The following is a 22,477-nucleotide window of genomic DNA, read 5'->3' on the forward strand; positions in this document are numbered from 1 at the left end:
GGCCAGCGATCATTCCACTGTTGTGGAACCAAGAGAGCATATGACATCACAGGGGTTGAATCCACCTGTCCGTAGTTCTATGATCACACTCCGCCTGTTGCACTGATGTGTCGCGTTTGATCCGAACGACGTCACTTCAGTTGAAAGAGGCAGATCGAGCCAGTCAGAGCTGCAGTCTGGGGGGACTCATGGCGACTGTGCGAATGGGGTCACCGGTGGACCACGGTTCTCTGCGCCTGCACGACGAAAGCGCTCCCACGCGCTGTGGTTCGTGCGCACAACCAGTCGGCGCCTGGGCGACGGACCGCCTCACGGGCCTCCTCGGCCGCTGGGGCTGGGACGACCAGGCACCCGCGACGTACCGCCGCGCCCAGCGCCGGTGGGAGCAGGTCGCGCTGCTCGTCATCGACCTCGACCGCTTCAAGAAGATCAACGACGAATACGGCCACCCCGCAGGCGATGTGGTGCTCACCGACGTCGCCGCGGTGCTGACGGCCCACACGCGCCCGACGGACCTCGTGTGCCGCTACGGCGGCGATGAGTTCCTCGTGCTGCTGCCCCGCACCCAGGGCGGAGAAGCGGCGATGGTGGCCGAACGAATCCTGCGCGGCATCCGCGCGCTGCAGACCGAGATCACCACGAACGACGGCTATCACCTCACCCTGCACGGCCAGACGGCGTCCATCGGCGTCGCGGCGCACGTCCCCAGCGCCGAGGGCACGCTGATCGACCTGGTCCGCGACACCGACGCCGCACTGCAACGCGCCAAGCGGGCAGGCCGGGCCCGCGTCCAGCTGCACGACCCGAGCACGTTCGCCGCCGAACGCGCCGCCGACTCCTCGGCCCTGCACCACCTGCTCGCGTTGCAGGACCTGATGAGCAGCGACCAGCTGCCGCAGGTCCTGGTGGCGCTGTCCGACGGCGCCAAGGCGGCGGAGGACCTGGTCCCCGCCCTCGGCCCGAAGGTCATCAGGACGCTGGAACGCCTGCAGGACAACGGGTTCGTGCTCCGGCGCGCGGCTCGCTACGAACTCACGGCCGCCGCCCGCGAGTGGATCACGGACGTGCTGCCGGCCGTCGCCGCGTGGACGAACCGCCATCACGGCCTCGTGCACTAGCTGATCAGTCCCACGACGTCGCACGACTTGGCCGGCGAATACCGTTCGTGTTGTTCGCGACACCCCCGGTGAGCGGCTGCTTTGGAAGCAGAAGAAGTCGTAGCGTGGGTCGTGAGGTGATGTCGGGTGGCCAGAGTTGAGAACACCGTGTCCGGGACCTCGTACGGGAACGTGGTGCAGGCCGGGTCCATCGGAACGGTGCACGTGCATTCCGGATCGCCTGGAAATCTTGTGCCTCACCAGCTACCGCCCGCGCCCAGGCTGTTCGTCAGCCGTGCGGACGAGCTGACCGAGCTCGACAGGTGGCACGAGCGCGAGGATCAGCAGTTGCTCGTCGTGGTCAGCGGGCCCGGCGGTGTCGGCAAGACCTCGCTCGCGCTGAGATGGCTGCACGACACGCGCGACCAGTTCCCCGACGGGCAGTTGTACGTGGATCTCGGTGCCCACGCGGAGGCGGCGCAGCCGGACGACGTGCTCGAGTGGTTCCTCGGTGCGCTCGGGGTCGAGGTGGTGCCGCCACACCTGTCGCAGCGGCAGGCGCTGTTCCGGTCGCTGACCGCCGACAGGTCGTTCGCGATCCTGCTCGACAACGCGGCGAGCGCGGCCCAGGTCAGGCCGTTGCTTCCGGCGTCGGCGAGCTGCGTGGTGGTGGTGACGAGCAGGTGGCGGCTCAGTCCACTCGGGATGGACGGCGCCCGGTTCATCGAGGTCGATCCGATGAACCTGCGGGATTCGGTCGAGCTGCTCGAACGGGTGGTGGGGGAGCCGAGGCTCGCGGTGGAGGCCGAGGCCGCCCGCGAGCTGGCGCGGTTGTGCGGCGGAATGCCGATCGCGCTCGGGGTGATCGGCGCGCGGCTGTCCCGGCGGCCGCGGCGCACGCTCGCCAAGGAGGTCGACGAGCTCAGCGCGGAGAACCACCGGCTCGCCGGGCTCGACCTCGGCGAGTCCGTCTCGGTCAGCGCGGTCCTAGACCTGTCCTATGTGGACCTTCCGCCGCGGCAGGCGCGGCTCTACCGCCTGAGCTCGTGGCACCCTGGCGCCAGTTTCGGAGTCGGAGCCGTGGCGGCGATGCTCGCGGACGACCTCGGTGAGATCGAAGATGATCTCGACGACCTGGTGGAGAAGAACCTCCTCATCGAGGTCGGTGACGACCGCTTCCGGTTCCACGACCTGCTGCGCCTGCACGCACGCGAGCAGGACGACGCCGAACGTGAAGACGCGGTCCAGCGGGTCGTGGAGTTCTACCTGGACAAGGCGGTGGTCGCGGCCGCGGCCGCGATCCCGGGCCGTCCGTGTGTGGGCCCGCGCTTCAAGACCGCGGATGCTGACGTGTTCGGCTCGCGGGCGGAGGCGCTGGACTGGCTCGACCGCGAGCGCGACAACCTCGTGCAGGCGTTGCGCGCCGCGGACGGCCACGGCCGGCCGGACCTCGTGTGGCAACTCGCCGAGGCGATGTTCGCGTTGTTCCAGCGGCGTCACCACTACTCGGACTGGCTGTTCACCCACGAACTGGCTGTGCGGGCCGCGCGATCGTGCGGAGAACCGATCGCGGAAGCCCGGCTGCGCAACCAGCTCGCCGTCGCGTTGCGCAACCTGGGTCGGCTTGACGAGGCGACCGCCCAGGTCCGCGCCGTGCTCGAACTCGCGGGCGACCACGACCCCGGCAGCCGCGCGACCGCGCTCACCGTGCTCGGCACCACCTATCGGCTCCAGGGCGAGTTCGACGTCGCACTCCGATATCTCCGCGAGAGCGTCGACGTGGAAACCATTCATCGACGCCCGCGTGGCATCGCCCTCGCGCGCCGCCGCGTAGGTGAGCTGCTCGTGGAGATGGGCCGTCTCGACGAGGCGGTCACCGAACTCGAGGAATCCGAGACGTTGCTCGACAACGTCATCGACAAGGCGCGTGCCCGGATGTTCCGGTCACGCGCGGTCCTCCATCTCGGCCGGCCCGACGAGGCCGCGCGTCTCGCGGACAGCGCGCTCGCCGACGTCCGCGACGCCGGATCACCCCTGCACGTGGCGGACGTCTTCGAGCTGATGGGCGAGATCGCCGAACGGCGGAGCGAGCTCGTGCACGCTCGCGACCACTACGGCTCCGCCCTGGCCTGCTACGGCGAGTCCTTCGACCCCAGCGCCGACCGCGTCCGGGACAGGCTCGCCGCGCTCGATCGGCACGACGACGAGCGAACACCCGACGTACCGCCGCAGCAACGCCCCGGCGACCGCGAGCGCGGCCTGCGCTGACCGTTCCGGCGCGGCCAGCAGCACGTCCGCCAGCGTCCACCACCGCGGCGCGGCCCGGTCGCCCCGGACGAACAGCACCCCGTTCCGCCGGACCACGCCCTCGTCAACGACCATGGCGGACCGGCGAGATCGGCGCGGCGTGCGCGGGCTCCGGGATGCCGAGCAACCGGTACATGGCGGCCCGCAGGATCGCACCGGACCGGTCGAGACGTGAACTGATCAGATGCGCGAACTCCGGCACGGTGACGGCGTCCGCGAGGTCACCGGTGTACAGCGGCACCGCTTCGCTCAGCGCGTGCGCGAGGCTGCCGGGGCGGACGTCGGGACAGGTGGCGAGCAGCACGCGGGCACCGACGGCGGCGGCGTACTGCGTCGTCGAACCGTGATCGCCGACGACGACGTCGCTCGCGATCATGGCTGCGCGCCAGCCCTCCTCCGGCGGAACGACGATCACGTCGCAGTCCGCGAGCCAGGACCTCACCTGCCACTCGCCGTGCGCCGCCCAGATGTTCGGATGCAGCACCGCGGCCACCCGTGCGTGCCTGGCCAGCTCCCGGTACAGCTCAGGGCGTTGGTAGAACGTGGATTCCGCGGTCCACGTCGAGCTGATGGTGACGAGCGCGTCGCCTGCCTCCACCCCCAGCGCCCGCCGGTACTGCTCGCGGAACGGCAGGCTGGCCCGCATCCGGTCGAGGCAGATGTCGCCCGCGACGACGGCGGCGGGCAACGCCTCGGGACAGGACTCGGCGAGCACGTCGAGTTCTTGGTCGTGTGACAAAGCGATCACCGACGCGGGCACCCTCCCGTCGCGCATGAGCAACTGCCGGTCGAGCCCGTGCACGGCCCGCGCCGCCTGCCCCGCCGCCCGAACCCGCGGCCGCGACTTCAACGCACCTGCCCCGTGCGGCAGCACGAGCACGGGCCCCGGCGCCCGATCGATGAACCTGTAGCTGGCCGTGAGCACGAGGTCGAACTCGTGCTGTGCCGCCATCTCCCACGGAATCACCAGCCCGCCGACCTCGCGAGCGAAGCGCGCGGTGGCCTCGTCCTGCTCGGGCAACGTGAAGTAGGTCTGGACCCGGAAATCGCTGTCCAGCAAGGGCAACAGGTCGAGCAGCCGCGCGCCCGCCACCAGGCTGGGCACGATCACGAGCACCTTGCGGCATCCGGGCACCGTCACCCGGTGCGCGCCTCCCACGCCGAGCGGGGTGATGAACCAGTTCATCCAGGCCTCCATCGGTCGAAGCGATGAGAAGACCGTCCCGTCCCGAGTGTTCATCGAGCTGTCAAAAGCTCTCCGCGCACTTCAGCGCGCTTTCGATCAAGCCTCCTGTCCTGTTCCGCTCGCAATTCACGTCCAAATGTCAATGGACTGTCACTGAACTGTCATCTCAGGTTGGGTGAGTGCATTGCATTGCCGCTGAACTGGGAGGAGACTCTTTGGTCGGGGACGCGAGGGGTGGCGCCGGTGACTGCGCGATTCACGATTCTGGGACAAACGGGAATACGTGTCGGTGACGCGATCGACACGCAGTGGGGCTCGCTCAAGCTGCGGGCCATGCTCGGCGCGCTGCTGGCGCAGCCGCGAGTGTCGGTACCTGCGGCGGAGCTGGCCGACTGGGTCTGGTCGGACGGCGGCGACCTTCCGCTGAACCCCGTGCAGACGCTGTACTCGTATTCGTATCGGATCCGCCGCGCCCTCGATTCCATGCAGGACCGAGTGGAATTGGTTGTCGCGAACGGTGCTTATCGGCTCGACGTCGACCGCAAATCCGTGGACTACTTCCAGTTCCGCGACCACCTCGACCGAGCTCGTGCGCTGGTGCGCCGCGGAGATCATCAACAGGCCCTGGACGTCATTCGCGGCGCATTCGGCATCTGGCGTCATCAACGTCCGCTCGAAGACCTCAGGTCCAGTCGGGCCGACGCCTGGCGGCACCGGTTCCGGCTCAACGTCCTGCTCCCCGCGTACGACCTGCTGTGCGGCGAGTACCTGGTCCTGGGCGACTACGCCGAGGTCCTCGAAGTGCTGGAGGACCTGGACCACCACGAGCACCCGGTGTTGTTGAAGCGACGTCTCGAGGCGCTGTACCGGCTCGCCCGCGTCGAGGAGGCCACCGAACTGTTCTTCAGCGCTTACAAGGCCTACAAGGCCGACGTCAACGACGCCGCGGCCGACGACCTGCGCGAGTTCCACGACCAGCTGAAGGAGAACGGCGTCGCCGGGAGCCGGCCGCGGGAAGGAACCGCGGGTGTGCTGGTGCCAGAACAACTCCCGCTCGACGTGCCGATGTTCGTGGGGCACAAGGAGAAGTTCGCGGAACTGGATGCCGTGGCCGCGAATCCCGGCGTTGTGATCATCGACGGCGTCGGTGGTGTCGGCAAGACCGCGTTCGCCGTGCGCTGGTGCCACACTCGGCGGCAGAACTTCCCCGGTGGCGTGCTTTTCGCCGACCTGCAAGGGTTCTCCGACGGGGCGATCGTGGACGCGTCGTCCGTTGTCGATCGATTCCTGCAGGGGCTCGGCGTTCCGCCCGATCGCATCGCGAACCCGGATCACCGCACCGCGAAGCTCCAGTCCGTGCTCTCCGGGCGCAAGGTGGCGGTGGTGCTGGACAACGCCCGCAACGCCGCGCAGATCCATTCCCTGCTGCCGTTGTTCTCGTCGTGCGTGGTGATCGTGACGAGCCGCTCCCGCATGTCCGGACTGGCTGCCCGCTTCGCGCCACAACGGATCTCGATCGGCCCACTCGGTCTGGGGGACGCGAGTGAGCTGCTGGCGGACCGCATCGGCGAGCGCGCACGCGGCTGTGGGGCACTCGGTGAGCTGACGAGAGTGTGCCAGGGCCTGCCGATCGTCCTGAAGGTGCTCGCGAACCACATTGCTCAACGGCCCGCGGTGCCGCTGAACGAGTTCGTCAAGCACTTCCACGAACGCGGAGTGCTCGACCTCGATGCCACGCACGGTCCGCGTGCGGTGTTCATGCAGTCGTTGCGTGCCTTGGAACCCGAGGCACGAGTGCTGTTCCGGACGATCGGCGCGCATCCGGGGCCGAGCATCACGGTCGGAGTGGCCGCCGCGATGACGGGGTTGCCCAAGAGAAGGGTTCACGAGGCGCTGGACGCCCTGACCGAGGCCCACCTGCTCGACCAGGCAGGAGAACTGGACCGTTTCAAGCTCCACGACCTGCTACGCGAGTTCTCCGCGGGGCTGCTCGATGACGCGGAGCAACGGGGTGCGATCGAGCTCCGCATGCTGGACCACTACCTGCGCACCGCCGAGCGTGCGGACCAGTTGATGCTGCCGACGATGGTCAGGGTGCCCACGCCGGACGACGAGCAGGACGCCGGCGCGCTCGAGTTCGAGAACGTGACGTCCGCGCGTCGCTGGTGTGAGGCAGAAGCGCAGAACCTCCTTGCCTTGGTGCGCCTCGCCTTCCACACGGGGTACTACGAGCACGCGGCGACGATTCCGCAGCTGGTCGGTCAGATCTTGCTGCGGAAGGGGAACACGGCGGAGGTGCTGAACCTCCTGCACACCGGGCTCGCCGCAGCGAAGTTCCTCGGTGCGTGCGCCGAGGAGGAGACCTCGGCGTTGTTGCTGCAGATCGGTTACACCTACCTGCTCCGCCAGGAATACCGGCGGGCGGAACACCACGTGCACCTGGCGCACTTGGGATTCGCCCGTGCTGAGGGCGATCAGACCGTGGCAATTGCCTCGTGTCTGCACACCGGTGCTCGGATATTGGTCGAGACCGGCAGTGTGATAATGGGAATAGACTCGCATGAACGTGCCTTGCTGATGTTGCGCCAATCTGATCACCCCGCTCCAAGCATGGAGATCGGGTTTCTCTATCGCGCTGGCGAGGCGTATAAGAACGCTTTTGAATACGCGCGCGCCGCGACCTATTACCACCAAGCCCTTGCGCTCGCCTGCGAGATCGGCGACGAGACGTCCGAAGCGACAGTTCTTCATCTGCTGGGCGCGTTGAGTTTTGCCCGTGAACGCACGGCGGAGGCCCGTGAGTTCGCGGAGGCCGCGCTCTTCAAACACGCGAGGCTCCATGCCATCGGCAACGCCGGAGAAGCCTGCGCCCTGCTCAGTGAGATCGAACTGGAAGACGGAAGGTTGTTTGACGCGAAGCAATATGCCCGTCAGGCGATCCGGCTCTGCGGCAGGGCGGGTGCGTCGCTCCACGAGGCAACTGCCCTGCACGTGCTCAGCAGGATCCTCGAACGGGAGGCGCAGTTCGACGGTGCCGTCGAGGCGCTGGAGCGGGCGCACGTCATCTTCGCGGATCTGGACCGCGGGCGTGCCGAACTCGTCGCCGCTGAACTGAGGGAACTCCAGGTGGAGCTCGCCTTGCCGGCTGCCCGTTCTGAGTCGCCGGTGCTTGATCTCGACCGCTGATCTACCTGAAAGTGGTACTACTGGTGGGTAGTTGAATCGTTGGCTACCTCGACGGGTGTCACCTGTTAGCAGGACGTTTGACTTCTGCGGCTCTTCTCTGTGAGCATTCCATCTCGCTCAGGAATCTCCCCGAGGATGCAGGAGTAAAACCAGTTGAAGAACGTCCTGCGCCGCCTGCTGCCCGTGATCGGCATGCTCGCGGTCGCCTTCGTTTTGGTCTACACCAATTCACCGGACGCGATCGAGGCCAGCCGTTTCTGGATCAGCGTGATCGAGCAGTCAGGCCCGTTGAACTGAGTTCGATCGACGCCGGGTGTTCCCCCGCCCCGGCAATCGAATTCACTTCAGGTTGAATGTTTCCGGGTGGGCGCCTGCACGCCCACCTGGGGTCAACTCGCGAACTTCTCCGTCAGCGCGTTCGACCTGTAGGCCAGACCGAATCGCCGCAGGCAGCGACGCGACGCGTCCTCGCTCAGAGCACAGGCCCGCAGCGAGTCGACCATCCGCCGGAACGGCTGAACGTCGTCCTCCGACGTGATCACCACAACGCCCGGCATCAAGGTGAGCACCACCTGGCGGTCGTCGTGGATCTCGAACCCGTGCAGAAGTGCGGGCGTGACACCGGCTTCGCGCGGAATCACGCGCACGACGGCATCCGGATGGCGCTCGCCGACGGTGGCGAGGTCCAGCATCTGCTCGCTCATGATCCGAGCGGAACCGACGTGAGTGCGCATCGCCTGCTCGAACACGAAGAACTCGAACCGCAGGCTCGACGTGGCCATGAGCCTCCGCCGCTTGCGCTGCAACGCGGTCGCTGCCCTCATGTTGCGTTCGGACAGCGGGCCGGCTGCCGCGAGCAGGTACTCGCGGGTGCGCAGCCAATCCGGCACGACGGCGGGGTCGGCGGCCACGACCCATCCGGCTTCGCTGAACTTGGCCAGCAGTGCGGCGTGCTCGGTGAGTGCTCCGCGGCGCACCACGATGCGTCGCGCCGCCGAATCGTCCTGCAGGCGGTCGATCAGCTCAAGGGCATGTGCCGTCGCGTCGGGATCCATGTCGAGTGACGTCGTCAGCAGGCGGACGTCCTGCGGTGACGGCAGCAGCACGCCGTTCTCGATCTTGGACAGCTTCGACTGCGTGAACCCGGCCCGCCGCGCCGCCTCGGTACCCGTGAGCTGCGCCTTCTTGCGATGCACGCGGAGAAGTGCACCCAGGTCGTCCAGATCGTGCTGGGCGTCGTCGGAGCGGGCCATCGAGGTTCCTGTCGTTCGATTGGCCGCAAACGTACCGCCGGACGGTCTACGCCGTCGAGCCGACACCCTTGATCCGGCCGTCCCGGAACGCGTCCACGAACAGCCGGTGGTCCTCCCGCGTCTGCCGCGCGTAGTCGAGGGCGAACTCGACGATGGCGTCGGTGAAAGCCTCTTCGCGATCCCCGATGACCGCGGTGATGGCCTCCTCGCACTGGAAGTCCACGAGGGTCTGCGACGAGTCCGAGTCGGCCACGCAGTGCATCTTCGCGGTGGCGCGGCCCAGGTAGCCGAGCACGGGGAGCATGTCGGCGGGCTCGGTGAGGTCCGACCAGTCCAGGTCGGCCTCGTAGGGCGAGAGTTCGGCGACGACGTACCCGACGCCGTCGATCTCGGTGTGGCCGAGCCACGGGTCGGCGTGGGCTTGCAGGGCTCGCTGCGACACGGCGGTCCGGTGCCCGTGGTCGGTGAAGTACTCGCGAATCCGCTCATCGGGAACGATGCGGCTGGGCGCGGCGATGTTGGCCTGCTTCATCGAGAGCACCACGTCGTTCTCCAACGCCTGGGAGCGGCCCTCGACCAGGATGTTGTACGCGTGCAGGCCGGCGGAGCCGATGCCGAAACCGCTGCGGCCCACCGCGTCCTTCACGGCGTAGGTGCGGCTCGACGCGCGTTTGCCGGTCGGGATGGTGTCCAGGTAGGACGCGAAGGCGCGGGCGACGGACTCGAGGACGTCGGCGGACAGTTCGTGGATGCCGTCGCGGTCGCGGCGGAAGCGGCGTTCGTAGTCGACGATCGTGGTCTTCTCGTCCAGCAGGCCGATCCGGGTGGCGAGGCGCGCCCTTTGCAGGACGCGGTGCAGGGTGCCCTCGGTGCTGTCCAGGCGCAGGCTGAAGAGCTCGTCGTTCGGGTGCTCGGCGAACGAACGGACCTGGGCGACGTACGCGGCGACGTAGGTGCGGATCAGTTCGGTGATCACGCTGTCCGGGAATGCCTTGCGCCAGCCCAGGAGGGCCATCGAGGCGGCGAAGCGGCGGAGGTCCCAGGTGAACGAGCCGAGGTAGGCCTCGTCGAAGTCGTTGACGTCGAACACCAGCGTGCCTTCGGAGTCCATGTAGGTGCCGAAGTTCTGCGCGTGCAGGTCGCCCTGGATCCAGATGCGGCTGGTGCGCTCGTCGGTCCACTCGTCGGGCAGTTCGGCCATGTCGGCGTAGAACAGGCAGGCGCTGCCCCGGTAGAACGTGAACGGCTCGGCCGCCATCCTGCGGAACTTGTGCCGGAACGCGGCGGGGTCGGCGGCCATCAGGCCGGCGAAGGCCTCCTCCAGCACGCTCACGATGCGGTCGCCGCGATCAGTCATGGTGCATCCCAGCACGCGAATGGCCGCGAGAGAAGGCGGGCGCGCGCAAATTCGCCGGCAGTTCGGTCCGGGTCGGCCGCGAAACCTGGCCAAACCGGAAGAGCGAGCAGGAATCGAGAAGCCCGCACGAGGACGGCACGCCTACCGTCGCAGGCATGTGCTTCATGTTCGGTGCGAGCGAGGAACAGCGGCGTCGCGTGCTCGCGGACGAAGCGAGCCGTGAGGAGGAGGTGCCGGTCAGCGTTCCCGCGGCCGAAGACTGGTCGCGGGACTAGGGATCGCGTTCATGTCCGGGGCAAGACTCCGGACATGAACGGATCGATGTCGCGCCGGAGCATTCTCGCCGCGGGTGTGGCGGGCTCAGCGGCGGTTCTGCTCGGCACCGGGAGCGCCTCCGCGGCGGCCCTCGTCACCCAGAGCGAGATCAACTCGCAGCCGACCTTCTACGAGGTGAACGGCGCCGCGTCGCCGTTCCGCTACGAGCCGGCGTTCTACGCCCGGCTGGAGACCTGGCACGTGCACTGGCGGAACTGGACGCCGTACCACTGGACCGCGCCGCACAAGATCTACTCGTACGGCGCCTACGTGAACAAGGAGGGCATGCACGGCGAGGGCAGGGCGTTCGACCTCGCCCGCATGCTCATCACGAACCGCGACACGGGCGCGACGTTCACCGCGTTCAACGGCCGTTACGACCAGTGGAAGAACTCCACCGGCGACGCCCTGCGCACCGCCCGGATCCGGTACTGGGGAACGATGGCGTCCCTGCACCACCACTTCCGGCACGTCATCTCGTACCTGGACAACGCCGAGCACCACAACCACGCCCACATCGACAACGCGATCTCGGGCAGCGGCGACTCCAGCTTCAACACCGGCTCGGCGACCCAGACGTACTTCGTCCAGGCCGCCTGCCAGTACATCTGGGGCATCTCCACCGGCATCGACGGTGACTGGGGCCCGCAGACGCAGAAGAACTCCTCAGCCGCCCTCGCCCGTGCCGGTTCCGACGGCGCGATCACCACCCAGAGCCGCTGGCTCGCCTTCTGCAAGGCCAGCGCGCAGCAGGCCTGGGCACTCGTGCCCTGACCTCACGCACGGCACTCCAGCAGCTCCAGTCCTGATCCGCCACCGTAGGCGCTCGGGTCCACTGTGGAGCAATGCGCGGTGATCCACTCCTGGCGGCCGTTGTCGCCGCGGCCGCCAGGACCGCGACCACCCATCTGATCACCGCCGCCGAGCACGAACTTGAGCTTGCCCTCGCTCACCCAGGACTGCAGCTGGTCGACCGACGGCGCGTTGTCCGAGCCGGAGAACCCGCCCATGCCGATCACGACCTCGTCGGAGCCCATGATGAACGGCGACGCCATCTGAGCCGAACCGGCGACCGCGAGGGTGATCTCCGCGCCGTTGCCGTTCTTCTTGGCGTAGTCGAGGATTCGCTTCTGCTCGTCGGTGAGCGTGGTCTGGCCACCAGGGCCGCCCATCATCGGCCCCCGGTTTCCCCGGCCGTTGGGCGGCTGCGCCCCGTTGGGCAGCTGCGTGCCGTTCGGTGGTTGCACCCCGTTGGGCGGCTGCTGCCCGTTGCGGAAGATCTGGAAGCCGCCGTTGCCGCGCTCGTTCGGCCCGGCAGCGGGCATCACGCCGTTGGAACTGGCCGTCGCGGCGACAGCGGTCGACCACACGGCAGGCACCAGCAGCATCGCGACCACCGCCGCCACCAGCCCGGCCCGGCGCAGGCCCACCAGCAGCACCACGACGGCGACCGCGGCGACCCCGAGCACCGCCCACCGCGTCCAGCCGTGGAACGACGTGTCCCGCGAGACCAGCACGAACGCCCACCCGGCCGTGATCGCGACCGACAGCGGCAGCAGGAAGCGCACGAAGCTCTTGACACGCCAGAACATCACGATCCCGGCGGCACTGATCGCCGCGACGGCCGGCGCGAGCATCGTCGTGTAGTACGGGTGGAAGATGCCCTGCGCGAGGCTGAACACCAGCGCTGTCACCAGCAACCAGCTGCCCCACATGAACCAGCCCGCGCGTTCGGCCGGAACACCCGGAACCCCGCGCCGCCGGCGCAGCACGCCCGCCACCGCCACGGCGCCCAGGACCAGCAGGCACAACGGCAGCAGCCAGGAGATCTGCCCGCCGACCGAGGCGTCGAACATGCGCAGGACGCCGGGCTGACCGCCGAACATCGCACCGCCGGGACCCGCGAACTCCATCGGCCCTTGCCCGGTGGGTACCGCGCCGCTGGGAAGAGGCATGCTTCCGCCGCCCCGGTTGCCGTCGCCGCCGAACACGCGCCCCAGGCCGTTGTACCCGATGATCAGGTCCCACGCGCCGCCGTCCGTGCTCCCGCCGATGTACGGCTTGGACCCCGGCCAGAACGCGTGCAGCGCCACCCACCAGAACGACGACGCCACCAGCACCCCGCCGGCCGCCAGCAGGTCGAGGATCCGGCGCTTCACGGGAGCCGATGTCCCCACCAGGTAGGCCAGCGCGAACCCGGGCACCACGATCCACGCCTGCAGCATCTTGGTCAGGAACCCGCAGCCGATGAAGAAAGCGCACCACAGCAACCACTTCGTCCGCGGCCGGCTCTCCGCGGACTGCACCGACCGGGTGAAGGCGTAGGCGGCAGCGACGAGCAGCAACACCAGCAACGTGTCCGGGTTGTTGTCGCGGTTGATCGCCACGGTGATCGGCGTCAGCGCGAGGATCAGCGCGGCGAGCAGCGCCACCTTCTCGTCCGCCCACAACCGGACGGTGCGGTGCAACAGGAACACCGCAGCCACGCCCTCGATCACCTGCGGCAGCAACACCGCCCAGCCGTGGAACCCGAAGATCCACACGGCGATCGCCTGGGGCCACAACGACATCGGCGGCTTGTCGACCGTCACCACACCGGCGGGATCGAACGAGCCGAACAGGAAGTTGCCGAACGAGGTCGACATCGACTTCGCCGCGGCCGCGTAATAGGAGTTGCCGACCTGTCCGGCGCCGATCGCCCACACGTACAGCGCACCGGCCAGCACGCAGATCGCCACGAGAGCCCATGCGGGCCAACGGGGAGAACGCGATTCGGTCGGCACGTCGGCGGGGGCGGCCACTTCGGCCGTGGCGGTCATGCCTGGTCCTTTCGGTTGTCCCGGCGGAACACCCAGCTCCGCAGCAGGAAGAAGCGCCCCGCGGTGCCCAGCGCGGAAGAACCGAGCAGCACCACCAGTTCGAGAGCGCGGGGAGGGTCGGGGTAGACCGCGGGCAGCACGAGCAACGCGGCCGAGGTGAACGCGTAGTAGAGCCCGAACACCACGAAGCCCTGCAGATGCGTCTTGCCGCGGGCGGTGTTGCGAGCCGTGAAGGTGAAGCGGCGGTTGGCCTCGGTGTTGAACAGGGTCGTGATGATCAACGCGACCAGGTTGGCCACCAGCACCGGCCACCACAGCCGGAAGACGCCGTACAGGGCCAGGTTCGCGAGCGTGGAGATCACGCCGATCACCGCGAACGACAGCACCTGCCAGGAAAGCCCGCCCTCACTGCGGCTCAGCACGGCGTCCGGGTGGATGGCACGGGGCTGAGGCCGTTGTGGCAGCCCGTTCACGCGAGCCGTGCCGTTGGCCTTCGCACGAGCTACGCGGATCAACCCCTTGATGTCGTCGATGGCCGTGCCGACGACGTCGACCCGGCTGTCCACGTCCTCGACCCAGTCGACCGGTACCTCGTGCACGCGCAAACCGTTGTGCTCGGCCAGAAGCAGCAGTTCGGTGTCGAAGAACCACGCCTCGTCGCGGGCCTGGCCGAGCAACGGCCGGATGACCTCCGTGCGCGCGGCCTTGAAACCGCACTGGGCATCGCTGAACTTCGCGCCGTGCGTCAGTCTGATCAACGCGTTGTAGGCGCGCGACACCAGTTCACGCCGCGGTCCGCGCACCGTGCGCGAACCCGGTGCGAGCCGGGAGCCGATCGCCAGGTCCGAATGGCCGTTGAGCAACGGCGCGACCAGCGGCAGCAACCCGTCCAGACCGGTCGACAGATCGACGTCCATGTAGACGACGACCGCGGCCTCGCTGGAGCCCCACGACTCCCTGAGCGCCAGCCCGCGACCCTTGCGGTCGAGGTGGTGCACGCGCACCCGCTCGTACTTCTGAGCCAGCTCCCAGGCGACCTCCATGGTCGAGTCCGTGCTCGCGTTGTCCACGACCACGATCGACCAGTCGAACGGGAACTGCTCGGTCAGGAACGCGTGCAGCACGTCGACGCAGCCGGGCAGTGCGCGTTCCTCGTTGTAGACGGGGATCATGATGTCCACCGTCCCCGTGGCCTGTGCGGTGCTCACCGCCATGTCATCTCCGTTCCACTGTGGACACAGCTGTGACCGTTGTGCAACCGAGCCTGCTGACGTTGTCGTGAGAACGTCCTTGGCTTCTGCTGAGAGAATCGTTAGAGCGCATACACACAGCTCGCTCACAGCGAAGAGCCCTACCGTCTTGCACATGCGACTGCTCGTGGTGGACGACGACCCGGACGTGCGGGACAGTCTGCGGCGCAGCCTGGAGTTCGAGGGCTACGAGGTCACCACCGCCGCGGACGGGGCGGAGGCACTGGTCCGGCTCGCGGGCGCCGACCTGGCGATTCTCGACCTGATGATGCCGAACCTCGACGGTTCGGAGGCCTGTCGGCGGTTGCGCGCGGCCGGGGAACGCCTGCCCGTGCTGATGCTCACCGCCCGCGACGCGCTGGGCGACCGGGTCACCGGCCTGGACGCCGGCGCCGACGACTACCTGGTCAAACCGTTCGCGCTGGAAGAACTGCTGGCCAGGGTCCGCGCACTGCTCAAGCAGAACCGGCGGCGCGCGGTCCCGCGCACGCTCCGGTTCGCCGACCTCGTGCTGGACCCGGACGCCCGTGAGGTCGTGCGCGGCGGCGAGTGGCTCGACCTGACCCCGACCGAGTTCGACCTGCTCGCGGTCTTCCTGGGCAACCCGGAGCGGTTGCTGACCAAGCAGCACCTCAAGCACGCCGTGTGGGGCCAGGACAACGGCACGAACAACCTCGACGTGTACATCGGCTACCTGCGGCGCAAGACCGAGACCGGCGGCCGCCCCCGGCTGCTGCACACCGTGCGCGGCATGGGTTTCATCCTGCGCGAGTCGCCATGAGCCGTCCGGTCCTGCTGCGCAGCAAGCTCGCGCTGATCACCGCGTGCGTCGTGGCGGTCGCCATCGCCGGGATCAGCGTCGTCACCTGGCTCGCCACCGAGCACAACCTGCGTTCCCAGCTCGACAAGTCGCTGCTCGCGAGCGTGCCGCCGCGGATCGGCCAGCCGCTGGAACCGGGGGAGCGGCGCGAGTTCAAGATCCGTTGCGACCAGGGCGTTCCGACGGAGGGACTGCAACAGGTCCTGCAGGGCATCCAGACCCTGAACGCCGACGGCAGCACCTGCGCGCCGCCCGGCGTCGACCCGGTCGTCAACGTCGCCGGCGACTTCGTGAAGACACCGACGTTCCGCGACGGCATCACGAAGTCCGGCGCCGAGGCACGCGTTCTCCTGCAACCGATGGACACCGGCGAGGTGCTGATCCTGAGCCGCAGCACGGCCGAGATCGACACCACGCTGACCACGCTCGGCGGAGTCCTGGTGGCCGTCTCGATCCTCGGCGCGCTGCTCGTGGCCGGCACCGGTCTCTGGCTGACCCGCCGTGCGCTGGCCCCGATGGAACGCCTCACCGAGACCGCCGAGCACATCGCGCGCACCCAGGACCTGGCGACCGCGATCACGGTCGACGGCCAGGACGAGGTGGGCCGCCTGGGCCGTGCCTTCACGTCCATGACCGCCGCCCTGGCGGAGTCCCGCCGCCGTCAGAAGAACCTCGTCAACGACGCCGCGCACGAGCTGCGCACCCCGTTGACCAGCCTGCGCACCAACATCGACCTGCTGGTGCGCAGCGAACGAACGGGCCGCGACCTGCCTCAGCGGCGCGAGGTCCTCGACCGCCTGCAGGCCCAGAGCCAGGAGTTCGGCGACCTCGTCACCGAACTGGTCGTCCTCGCCCGCGACGACCGCGAACTGGCCAGCGAGCCCGTCGACGTGGCCGCGGTGATCGACCGGGCCGTCGAACGCGCCCGCAGCCGGGCCCACGACCACCTCTTCGACGTCGATCGCGACGGCTGGTCGGTCGTCGGCGACGCGAGCGCGCTGGAACGCAGCGTGCTCAACCTGCTCGACAACGCCGTGAAGTTCTCGCCCGCGAGCTCCACGATCACCGTCCGCTCGAAACCGGGCTGGCTCACCGTCAGCGACGAGGGCCCGGGAGTGCCGTTCGAGCACAGGAACTCGGCGTTCGAACGGTTCTGGCGCGCTCCCGACGCCCGTGGCCTGCCCGGATCCGGCCTGGGGCTGGCGATCGTGGCGGACGTCGTGGCCGTGCACGGCGGCAGCGTGCGATTTGTGCCGAGACCACGCGGTGCGTCGGTGCGAATCGAGCTGCCCGCCAACTGATCAGACGATCGGCGCTGGTTCGCACGGGTCGCTCTGCACCACGGTGGTGGTATGGACCGCAGACACCGGCGCCCTGCCCTGCTGATCACCGCGTTCCTCTCGGTCGCGATGTTCACCGCCGGCAACTCCGCCGCAGCTCCCCCGGAAGAACCGTCGAACCACTGGCAGTACAAGCACTGGCCGCAACAGCAGCCGTGGCAACAGTCCCGGGACACCGCGCGAGTGCTGGCGCAGAACGGGTTCCCCGGCCCGATCGACCCGCAGAACTGGGTCAACCCCGACCACATGACGTGGGAACGGGACTACAAGAAGATCCCCGGCACCAACTGGGCCGACCCGGCGGTCAAGGGTTCCGTGCGCACTTTCAAGGGCGCGCTGGTCCTGCTGGACTACCCGAACCAGCCGTTCGTCGTCACGCAGGCCAAGAACTCCACGGTGTTCGGCAACCCGAGCGCCGAGGCGAGCAACGTGCCGCGCGCCGAGGTCGGGCAGTTTTACCAGGACTTCCTCAACAAGCCGAACGGCCTCAACCGCGGCCACACCGTGCACGAGTACTGGATGGAGACCTCCGGCGGGCGCTACGGCGTCGACCTGAAGGCGTTCGGCCCGTACACGATGCCGGGCAAGGACCACGAGTACGCCATGGAGTTCCAGGGCGGAACCGGTTGTCCCGCAGGCGACTCCTGCAACCGCAACATCCGCACCGACGGTCGTGCCGCGTGGGTGGCCGACGTCGGCGCGGAGGTGCCCGCGGGCTACGACTTCACCTACTACCTGTCGGCGGGCCAGGACGAGTCCGGCACGTGGCAGGAGTTCGGGATGATGAAGTTCCGGACCAAGGAGGACGTGACCGACGCCTTCGGCCCGCCGGACCCCGCGCTGCCGAACTGGTCGAGCACCCGGTACGTGGACTGGACGTCGTGGGCGGCGGGCTCGTCGATCTGGCCCAACGCGGGCGGCGGCTCGTCCACCCAGGCCGAGAGTTCCGGCCAGGGCGTGTACGCGCACGAACTGAGCCACATCCTCGGCATCGGCGACAACTACAACAACCCGTACGGCAGCCCGCCACGCCGTGACTACAGCGGCCCGTGGGACATGCTGTCGCGCGGCTCGTTCAACGGCCCTGGCGGCCCGCACTCCCGTTGGACGATTCCGTCGACCGGCGGCGGATCGCTCGGCGCGCAACAGACCCTGCGCAACAAGATCAAGCTCGGCATCGTGGACGAGAAGAACGTCCTGCGGCTGTCGCGCGAAGCCCTGGCCGGCTCCGGCACGGTCATCGCGAAGATCACCGCGCGCGAGGTCAACCCCGGCGCCACCGGCCTGACCGGCATCAACCTCGCACTGGGCACCGGCGACAAGTCCCCGTCCTGCAACGTCTCCACCAACCCGTTCTGCGACGGCGGCGGCTACAACAACTACACGCTCGAAGTCGTGGACCGGATGGGCGCCGACTCGTTCACCCCGGACTCCGGCGTGATGCTGGCCAAGACCAAGAACGCCGACGCGGCGCCGTTCACGTGGGTGATCGACGCGAACCCGCAGGACATCGGCATGACCGACTACGTCCTGCCCGACGGCACCAAGGTTCCGATCACGATCGGCGACTACCGCCAGCTGTCCGACGCGCTGCTGCACGCGGGCACGAACTCCGGCAGCGAGTTCGAGTTCGTCGACACGGCCAACCGCCTGCACTTCTACGTGCTGGACCTGCAACGCGACTCCCGTGGCGTGCTGTCCTACACGGTGGCGGTCCGGTCGCTGGACGGTGCGGGACCGCAGCAGCGCGGCGTGCGGGTCAACCCGACCGCCGCCCGTGCTGACTCTTCAGGTATCGCGACGTGCCGTTTCCCGTTGACCAACACCGGCCGCACGGCCCCTCCCGGTGGACAGCACCCGGAGCCCGTCGACCAGTACCTCAACGGTGACGTCTACCGGGTGACGGCGAAGGCCGAGAACGGCTGGACCGTGTCGGTGCCCAACGCGCTGGCCACGGCCAAGTTCGGCGGGACGGTCGACGTTCCGGTGCACGCGCAGCGGGGCAGTGGGCCGATCATGTCCAAGGTGACGCTCACGGCTGTGTCGGAGAGCAACCCCGGCAAGTCCGCGACCGCCACCTGCACGGTGACCGGCCGCTAGCGGTGACGGCTCCGGACCGGCCTGCGCCGGTCCGGAGCTTGCCGCTGCGGAACCGGCCCTGACGTCAGCATCACGAAGCACGTCAACAGCAAGATGGCGCCGCACGCCAGCCACGTCAGCGTCTGGACCGTGGAGACCGGTGCGATCACGCCGATGCTGAACAGCAGCAACGGCATGCCGAGCGAGTAGCAGACCCCGGCCGCGAACGTCCGGCCCGACGCGTTGACCAGCAACGGAACCGCGGCGATCCCGGTCAGCACCGCGAACAGCAGCCACGCGTACGTCAGCCCGGTGTGCAGCGCGATCGTGACGTCCAGGCCGTCCTTCGCGCGGATCGCGGCCTCCGACTCGGCGGCGTGACTGAACCCGACGGCGGCCCGTGTCCCCGCGGCGACGGCTGTGAGCAGCAACGACGCCCCCAGGATGGTGCGACCGCGCCGGACGGGATCGACTCGCTTCCTGGTGTCCACGAACCCAGTCTGTTGGCAGTCCGCGGCCGCGTGGCGCCGCACACGCCCAAGTGCACTCAGTGGTGGTACGGGATGCGGGCCATCGGCTCGACCAGTTCGCCCTCCTCGTAGGACAGATGCGACAGCAGCGTCTCCGTGAGCAGATCGACCGCTTTCTGCACCTCGCCGATGCGGTGCGGTTCCGCGACCGTGGCCACCAGCGCCGCGTCGAGGCGTTCGAGCACCTCGTGGATGACCTGGTGCTCCTCGGTCAGCCGGTCGAGGACCGGTCCGAGCCGCGCGTCGCCTTCCCTGAGCTGCGGGTACAGGCTCGTGTCTTCCAGCGTGTGGTGGAGGGTGACGAGCCGGCAGTAGCTCTCGCAGTACGCGCCCATCGTCCAGTTGTTCTGGCGCATGGTCATCGTGTTGATCTCGGACCGCGCCTCGCCGACGTCGAGGATGCCGTCCGCGACCTGGTCGACGATCGAACGGACCTTCGTCAGCTCGTCGCGCAGGTGGTTGTGGACCCCGATCAGCTGACGGCCCATCGCCCTGCCCGAAGCGGTGTAGACGGCGTCCGCTTCAGGCGCCGGGCCTTTTGGGCGCGTGGACTCGTCCCACAGGAGCGTTGAGCCGCGTTCCTTCTGCACGATTTCGCGCACGGCCGGTGCGATCTCCTCTGCGAACGTGCGCAGTTCGTCGTCGGTGTTGACCATCAGGATGAATCCGCTCATGCCGTCATTGAGCGCCAGTTCGGCGAGTTGCTCCGCGGTGAACTCGGATCCGATGTTGTAGATCCGGCGGATGTCCTTGGGCTCACGTCCAGCTTCTTGCGCGGCCTCGTCGATGATGGCGTTCATCGCTTTGAGTTGTTGTGGTGGCGCATATGGACTCGACGGCAGCCAACCGTCGGCGAGGCGACCGGTGAGCTGGAGCATCCGCTTCTTGTAGGCGCCCAGCCAGATGCCGATGTCGTGCGCGGGAAACGGTCCAGGACGCGCGCCGCTGAGTGAGTAGTGCTTGCCCTGCAACCGAATTCCACGACCGGGTGTCCACAGTGCCCTGATCACCGCGATGGCCTCTTCGAGCGCCTCGACCGACTCGGCCGGCGTGCGGTGCGGCCCGTCCATGGCGGCGATGGCGTCCCAGAACGCGCCCGCGCCGAGCCCCAGCTCCACGCGCCCACCGGTGATGACGTCCAGACTCGCCGCCGCGCGCGCAAGCATGGCCGGCGGCCTGAGGGGCAGGTTCGCGACGTTGGGGAACACACGGACGTTGGTGGTGGACGCGGCGATGACCGACAGCGACGTCCACGTGTCGAGATTCGCCGCGTTGTACGGGTGGTCCTGGATGCTGACGAGCTCCAGTCCGAGCACGTCAGCGGCCTGCGCGAGCCGCAGCGTGTCGTCGAACCGCGCGGCGTCGGGCGGCAGGAACACCCCGAACTCGAGTGGGTGGCCGTAATCTGTCATGCCGAAAGTATGCCACGCAGATGTTCTGCTTCACAGACGTTCTGTCCGGGCTATCATTGGCCGGGTGACCGCGCTTGAGGACGACTTCGGCTGGACCCTCGGTGTGGTGTTCCGCGCCTACGTCAAGGCGACGAACCAGGCCGTGGGCGACCTCCCCGGCGGCCACCGCGGCTACCAGATCCTCACCGCCGCCACCCGCGACCAGCCGGAAAGCCAGTCCGCGCTCTGCCAGCAACTGGGCATCGACCGCACCGTCATGACGTACCTGCTCGACGACATGGAACGGGCGTCACTGGTCGAACGCCGCCCGGCGCCCACCGACCGCCGCACCCGCCTGGTCGTGGCGACCGACGTGGGCCGGGCCCGGCTGGCGGAGCTCGATCTCCGGCTGTCGCACGCCGAGGCGCACGTGCTGTCCGGGTTGTCCGCGGGGGACCGGGAGACGTTCAAGGGGCTGCTCTGCCGGCTGGCCGGGCACGTGAACGAGCTGGACCCGGTGCCGAGCGCCTGCCAGGCCGTGCAGGACATCGCCGCGAGCACGTCCTAGTGGTGCGTCTCGGAACGTTGGCGAGGTGATCCACGCTCAGCAGGGCACCTCGCGGCGCCGCTCCCACGCCCACGTACAACCAGTACGAGGACGTGGGAGCGACACCACGATGCACCCGTCTGACCGCGAATTCCCCCGGCAACGTTCCGAGCCACATGTCCCTCGCGATCGACGAGCTGAACAAGCGCGCGGCGGCGAGGGCGGAGGCGAACGGCACGACTCACACGCCGTTCTCCGCCGCGGACATCTCAGGCGATCTCCGCATGGTCGTCGACCTGCCGTCGGCCAAGCGCGACGGAACCCCGGCCGAGTTCCAGATCTGCATGTCGTGCCAGAAGATCATGCTCGCCTACGAGCGCGTCTTCCCGAACATGCGCCTGGAAGTCGTCAACCGAGCTGGAGCGAGGCTCTACCCGCTGTGAACCATCCGACCGACAACCCGAGCGAGCGCATCGACGCGATCTTCGAGCGCGTGTGCGCGAACGGTCTGCGTCGCGGGTCCGTGGCAGGCGCGTCCGACGACCAGATCGACCAGATGGCCGCGGACCAGGGCGTGGAACGCGTTCCCCAGGCGGTGCGCCAGGTGTTGCGCATCATGGGTGTCCAATCAGGACTGTGGCTGGCCGGTACCGCGTTCGGGGTCGACGCGATGACCGCCGAACGCAAACGGCACGTCGTCGCCACGCTCAACGGCCTCGACCACGAGCTGGCCGACCCGCGCGGTCTGCTCGCGCTCACGGCGCACCAGGGCTACGCGTACCACGTCGTCGACGGCGCCGACCTGGATCAGGACGACCCACCCGTCTGGGACGTCGTCGAAGGCGAGGGCGCGCGCAAGGCCTGGGACAGCGTCAGCGACTGGTTCGCGGGCACCGCGCCGAACGTCGCCGATCTCCGCGACATGCTGGAGATGATGGAGGAGATGGGCAAGCAGCCGCCGAAGTGGGCCGAGTTCGTCGAACCGCGCCAGTCGTGACCG

The 22,477-nt window shown here is 68.5% G+C and carries 18 protein-coding genes; 11 read left to right on the forward strand and 7 right to left on the reverse strand.

What is annotated here, in order from left to right; translation table 11 throughout:
• Window positions 1-188: 188 nt before the first annotated feature.
• Complete coding sequence (locus SK854_RS13480) at window positions 189-1,118, forward strand: GGDEF domain-containing protein (protein WP_319975416.1); 930 nt, start codon at window positions 189-191, stop codon at window positions 1,116-1,118.
• A 126-nt stretch (window positions 1,119-1,244) separates the two neighbouring features.
• On the forward strand, window positions 1,245-3,365 hold the full coding sequence (locus SK854_RS13485; protein WP_319975417.1) for an ATP-binding protein: 2,121 nt from the start codon (window positions 1,245-1,247) through the stop codon (window positions 3,363-3,365).
• A 103-nt stretch (window positions 3,366-3,468) separates the two neighbouring features.
• On the opposite strand, the gene SK854_RS13490 is transcribed toward SK854_RS13485, so the two are convergent.
• Window positions 3,469-4,590 (reverse strand): hypothetical protein, encoded by a 1,122-nt coding sequence (locus SK854_RS13490; protein WP_319975419.1) that lies wholly within the window; start codon window positions 4,588-4,590, stop codon window positions 3,469-3,471.
• Window positions 4,591-4,833: 243 nt separating this feature from the next.
• On the opposite strand from SK854_RS13490, the gene SK854_RS13495 reads away from it, so the two are divergent.
• Together SK854_RS13495 and SK854_RS13500 are read left to right on the forward strand one after the other, a co-directional pair.
• Window positions 4,834-7,776, forward strand: coding sequence for an AfsR/SARP family transcriptional regulator (locus SK854_RS13495; RefSeq protein WP_319975420.1), 2,943 nt, complete (start codon window positions 4,834-4,836; stop codon window positions 7,774-7,776).
• A gap of 153 nt (window positions 7,777-7,929) precedes the next feature.
• Entirely contained in the window at window positions 7,930-8,073 is a 144-nt protein-coding gene (locus SK854_RS13500) for a hypothetical protein (protein WP_319975421.1), read from the forward strand.
• 92 nt (window positions 8,074-8,165) lie between these two features.
• Here SK854_RS13500 and SK854_RS13505 read toward each other — a convergent pair whose 3' ends face one another.
• The gene (locus tag SK854_RS13505; protein ID WP_319975422.1) at window positions 8,166-9,029 is read right to left on the reverse strand and encodes a Scr1 family TA system antitoxin-like transcriptional regulator; all 864 of its coding nucleotides are present in this window, start codon (window positions 9,027-9,029) and stop codon (window positions 8,166-8,168) included.
• A gap of 46 nt (window positions 9,030-9,075) precedes the next feature.
• On the reverse strand, window positions 9,076-10,386 hold the full coding sequence (locus SK854_RS13510) for a DUF2252 domain-containing protein (RefSeq protein ID WP_319975423.1): 1,311 nt from the start codon (window positions 10,384-10,386) through the stop codon (window positions 9,076-9,078).
• 309 nt (window positions 10,387-10,695) lie between these two features.
• Between SK854_RS13510 and SK854_RS13515 the strand changes: the two genes are divergently transcribed.
• Window positions 10,696-11,475 (forward strand): hypothetical protein, encoded by a 780-nt coding sequence (locus SK854_RS13515; RefSeq protein ID WP_319975425.1) that lies wholly within the window; start codon window positions 10,696-10,698, stop codon window positions 11,473-11,475.
• Between the two features lie 2 nt (window positions 11,476-11,477).
• Here SK854_RS13515 and SK854_RS13520 read toward each other — a convergent pair whose 3' ends face one another.
• Window positions 11,478-13,520 (reverse strand): ArnT family glycosyltransferase, encoded by a 2,043-nt coding sequence (locus SK854_RS13520; protein WP_319975426.1) that lies wholly within the window; start codon window positions 13,518-13,520, stop codon window positions 11,478-11,480.
• Window positions 13,517-14,734 (reverse strand): bifunctional glycosyltransferase family 2/GtrA family protein, encoded by a 1,218-nt coding sequence (locus tag SK854_RS13525; protein WP_319975427.1) that lies wholly within the window; start codon window positions 14,732-14,734, stop codon window positions 13,517-13,519. Before SK854_RS13525 ends, SK854_RS13520 begins: the two co-directional genes overlap by 4 nt.
• Window positions 14,735-14,885: 151 nt before the next feature.
• Between SK854_RS13525 and SK854_RS13530 the strand changes: the two genes are divergently transcribed.
• The 3 genes from SK854_RS13530 to SK854_RS13540 are packed head-to-tail and all read left to right on the forward strand — an operon-like array spanning window position 14,886 to window position 19,030.
• A complete protein-coding gene (locus tag SK854_RS13530) occupies window positions 14,886-15,551 on the forward strand; it encodes a response regulator transcription factor (RefSeq protein ID WP_319975428.1) in 666 nt (221 codons plus the stop codon).
• A complete protein-coding gene (locus SK854_RS13535) occupies window positions 15,548-16,891 on the forward strand; it encodes a HAMP domain-containing sensor histidine kinase (protein WP_319975429.1) in 1,344 nt (447 codons plus the stop codon). The genes SK854_RS13530 and SK854_RS13535 overlap by 4 nt, the downstream gene beginning before the upstream one ends.
• Window positions 16,892-16,942: 51 nt before the next feature.
• Entirely contained in the window at window positions 16,943-19,030 is a 2,088-nt protein-coding gene (locus SK854_RS13540; RefSeq protein WP_319975430.1) for a M6 family metalloprotease domain-containing protein, read from the forward strand.
• On the opposite strand, the gene SK854_RS13545 is transcribed toward SK854_RS13540, so the two are convergent.
• Both SK854_RS13545 and SK854_RS13550 read right to left on the reverse strand, forming a co-directional pair.
• A complete protein-coding gene (locus tag SK854_RS13545) occupies window positions 19,027-19,500 on the reverse strand; it encodes a hypothetical protein (protein ID WP_319975431.1) in 474 nt (157 codons plus the stop codon). The two genes, SK854_RS13540 and SK854_RS13545, sit on opposite strands and share 4 nt — an antisense overlap.
• 56 nt (window positions 19,501-19,556) lie before the next feature.
• Window positions 19,557-20,951: an LLM class flavin-dependent oxidoreductase gene (locus tag SK854_RS13550; RefSeq protein ID WP_319975432.1), complete on the reverse strand. Its 1,395-nt coding sequence runs from the start codon at window positions 20,949-20,951 to the stop codon at window positions 19,557-19,559.
• 64 nt (window positions 20,952-21,015) lie between these two features.
• On the opposite strand from SK854_RS13550, the gene SK854_RS13555 reads away from it, so the two are divergent.
• The 3 genes from SK854_RS13555 (at window position 21,016) to SK854_RS13565 (ending at window position 22,474) form a co-directional block, all read left to right on the forward strand.
• On the forward strand, window positions 21,016-21,498 hold the full coding sequence (locus tag SK854_RS13555; protein ID WP_319975433.1) for a MarR family winged helix-turn-helix transcriptional regulator: 483 nt from the start codon (window positions 21,016-21,018) through the stop codon (window positions 21,496-21,498).
• Between the two features lie 155 nt (window positions 21,499-21,653).
• Window positions 21,654-21,920, forward strand: a complete 267-nt coding sequence (locus tag SK854_RS13560; RefSeq protein ID WP_319975434.1) for a hypothetical protein — start codon at window positions 21,654-21,656, stop codon at window positions 21,918-21,920.
• Window positions 21,917-22,474 carry a hypothetical protein gene (locus SK854_RS13565; protein WP_319975435.1) on the forward strand — a complete coding sequence of 186 codons (558 nt, stop codon included), beginning with the start codon at window positions 21,917-21,919 and terminating at the stop codon, window positions 22,472-22,474. Before SK854_RS13560 ends, SK854_RS13565 begins: the two co-directional genes overlap by 4 nt.
• The last annotated feature ends 3 nt before the right edge of the window (window positions 22,475-22,477 follow it).

Source organism: Lentzea sokolovensis, assembly GCF_033949975.1.
Taxonomy (GTDB): domain Bacteria; phylum Actinomycetota; class Actinomycetes; order Mycobacteriales; family Pseudonocardiaceae; genus Lentzea; species Lentzea sokolovensis.

What these genes read in the sequence shown, in the direction of transcription:
- SK854_RS13505 (WP_319975422.1), bottom strand. Translation starts at nt 9,029, where the DNA reads ATGGCCCGCTCCGACGACGCCCAGCACGATCTGGACGACCTGGGTGCA.
- SK854_RS13540 (WP_319975430.1), top strand. Translation starts at nt 16,943, where the DNA reads ATGGACCGCAGACACCGGCGCCCTGCCCTGCTGATCACCGCGTTCCTC.
- SK854_RS13510 (WP_319975423.1), bottom strand. Translation starts at nt 10,386, where the DNA reads ATGACTGATCGCGGCGACCGCATCGTGAGCGTGCTGGAGGAGGCCTTC.
- SK854_RS13550 (WP_319975432.1), bottom strand. Translation starts at nt 20,951, where the DNA reads ATGACAGATTACGGCCACCCACTCGAGTTCGGGGTGTTCCTGCCGCCC.
- SK854_RS13520 (WP_319975426.1), bottom strand. Translation starts at nt 13,520, where the DNA reads ATGACCGCCACGGCCGAAGTGGCCGCCCCCGCCGACGTGCCGACCGAA.
- SK854_RS13490 (WP_319975419.1), bottom strand. Translation starts at nt 4,590, where the DNA reads ATGAACTGGTTCATCACCCCGCTCGGCGTGGGAGGCGCGCACCGGGTG.
- SK854_RS13525 (WP_319975427.1), bottom strand. Translation starts at nt 14,734, where the DNA reads ATGGCGGTGAGCACCGCACAGGCCACGGGGACGGTGGACATCATGATC.
- SK854_RS13480 (WP_319975416.1), top strand. Translation starts at nt 189, where the DNA reads ATGGCGACTGTGCGAATGGGGTCACCGGTGGACCACGGTTCTCTGCGC.
- SK854_RS13560 (WP_319975434.1), top strand. Translation starts at nt 21,654, where the DNA reads ATGTCCCTCGCGATCGACGAGCTGAACAAGCGCGCGGCGGCGAGGGCG.
- SK854_RS13515 (WP_319975425.1), top strand. Translation starts at nt 10,696, where the DNA reads ATGAACGGATCGATGTCGCGCCGGAGCATTCTCGCCGCGGGTGTGGCG.
- SK854_RS13530 (WP_319975428.1), top strand. Translation starts at nt 14,886, where the DNA reads ATGCGACTGCTCGTGGTGGACGACGACCCGGACGTGCGGGACAGTCTG.
- SK854_RS13535 (WP_319975429.1), top strand. Translation starts at nt 15,548, where the DNA reads ATGAGCCGTCCGGTCCTGCTGCGCAGCAAGCTCGCGCTGATCACCGCG.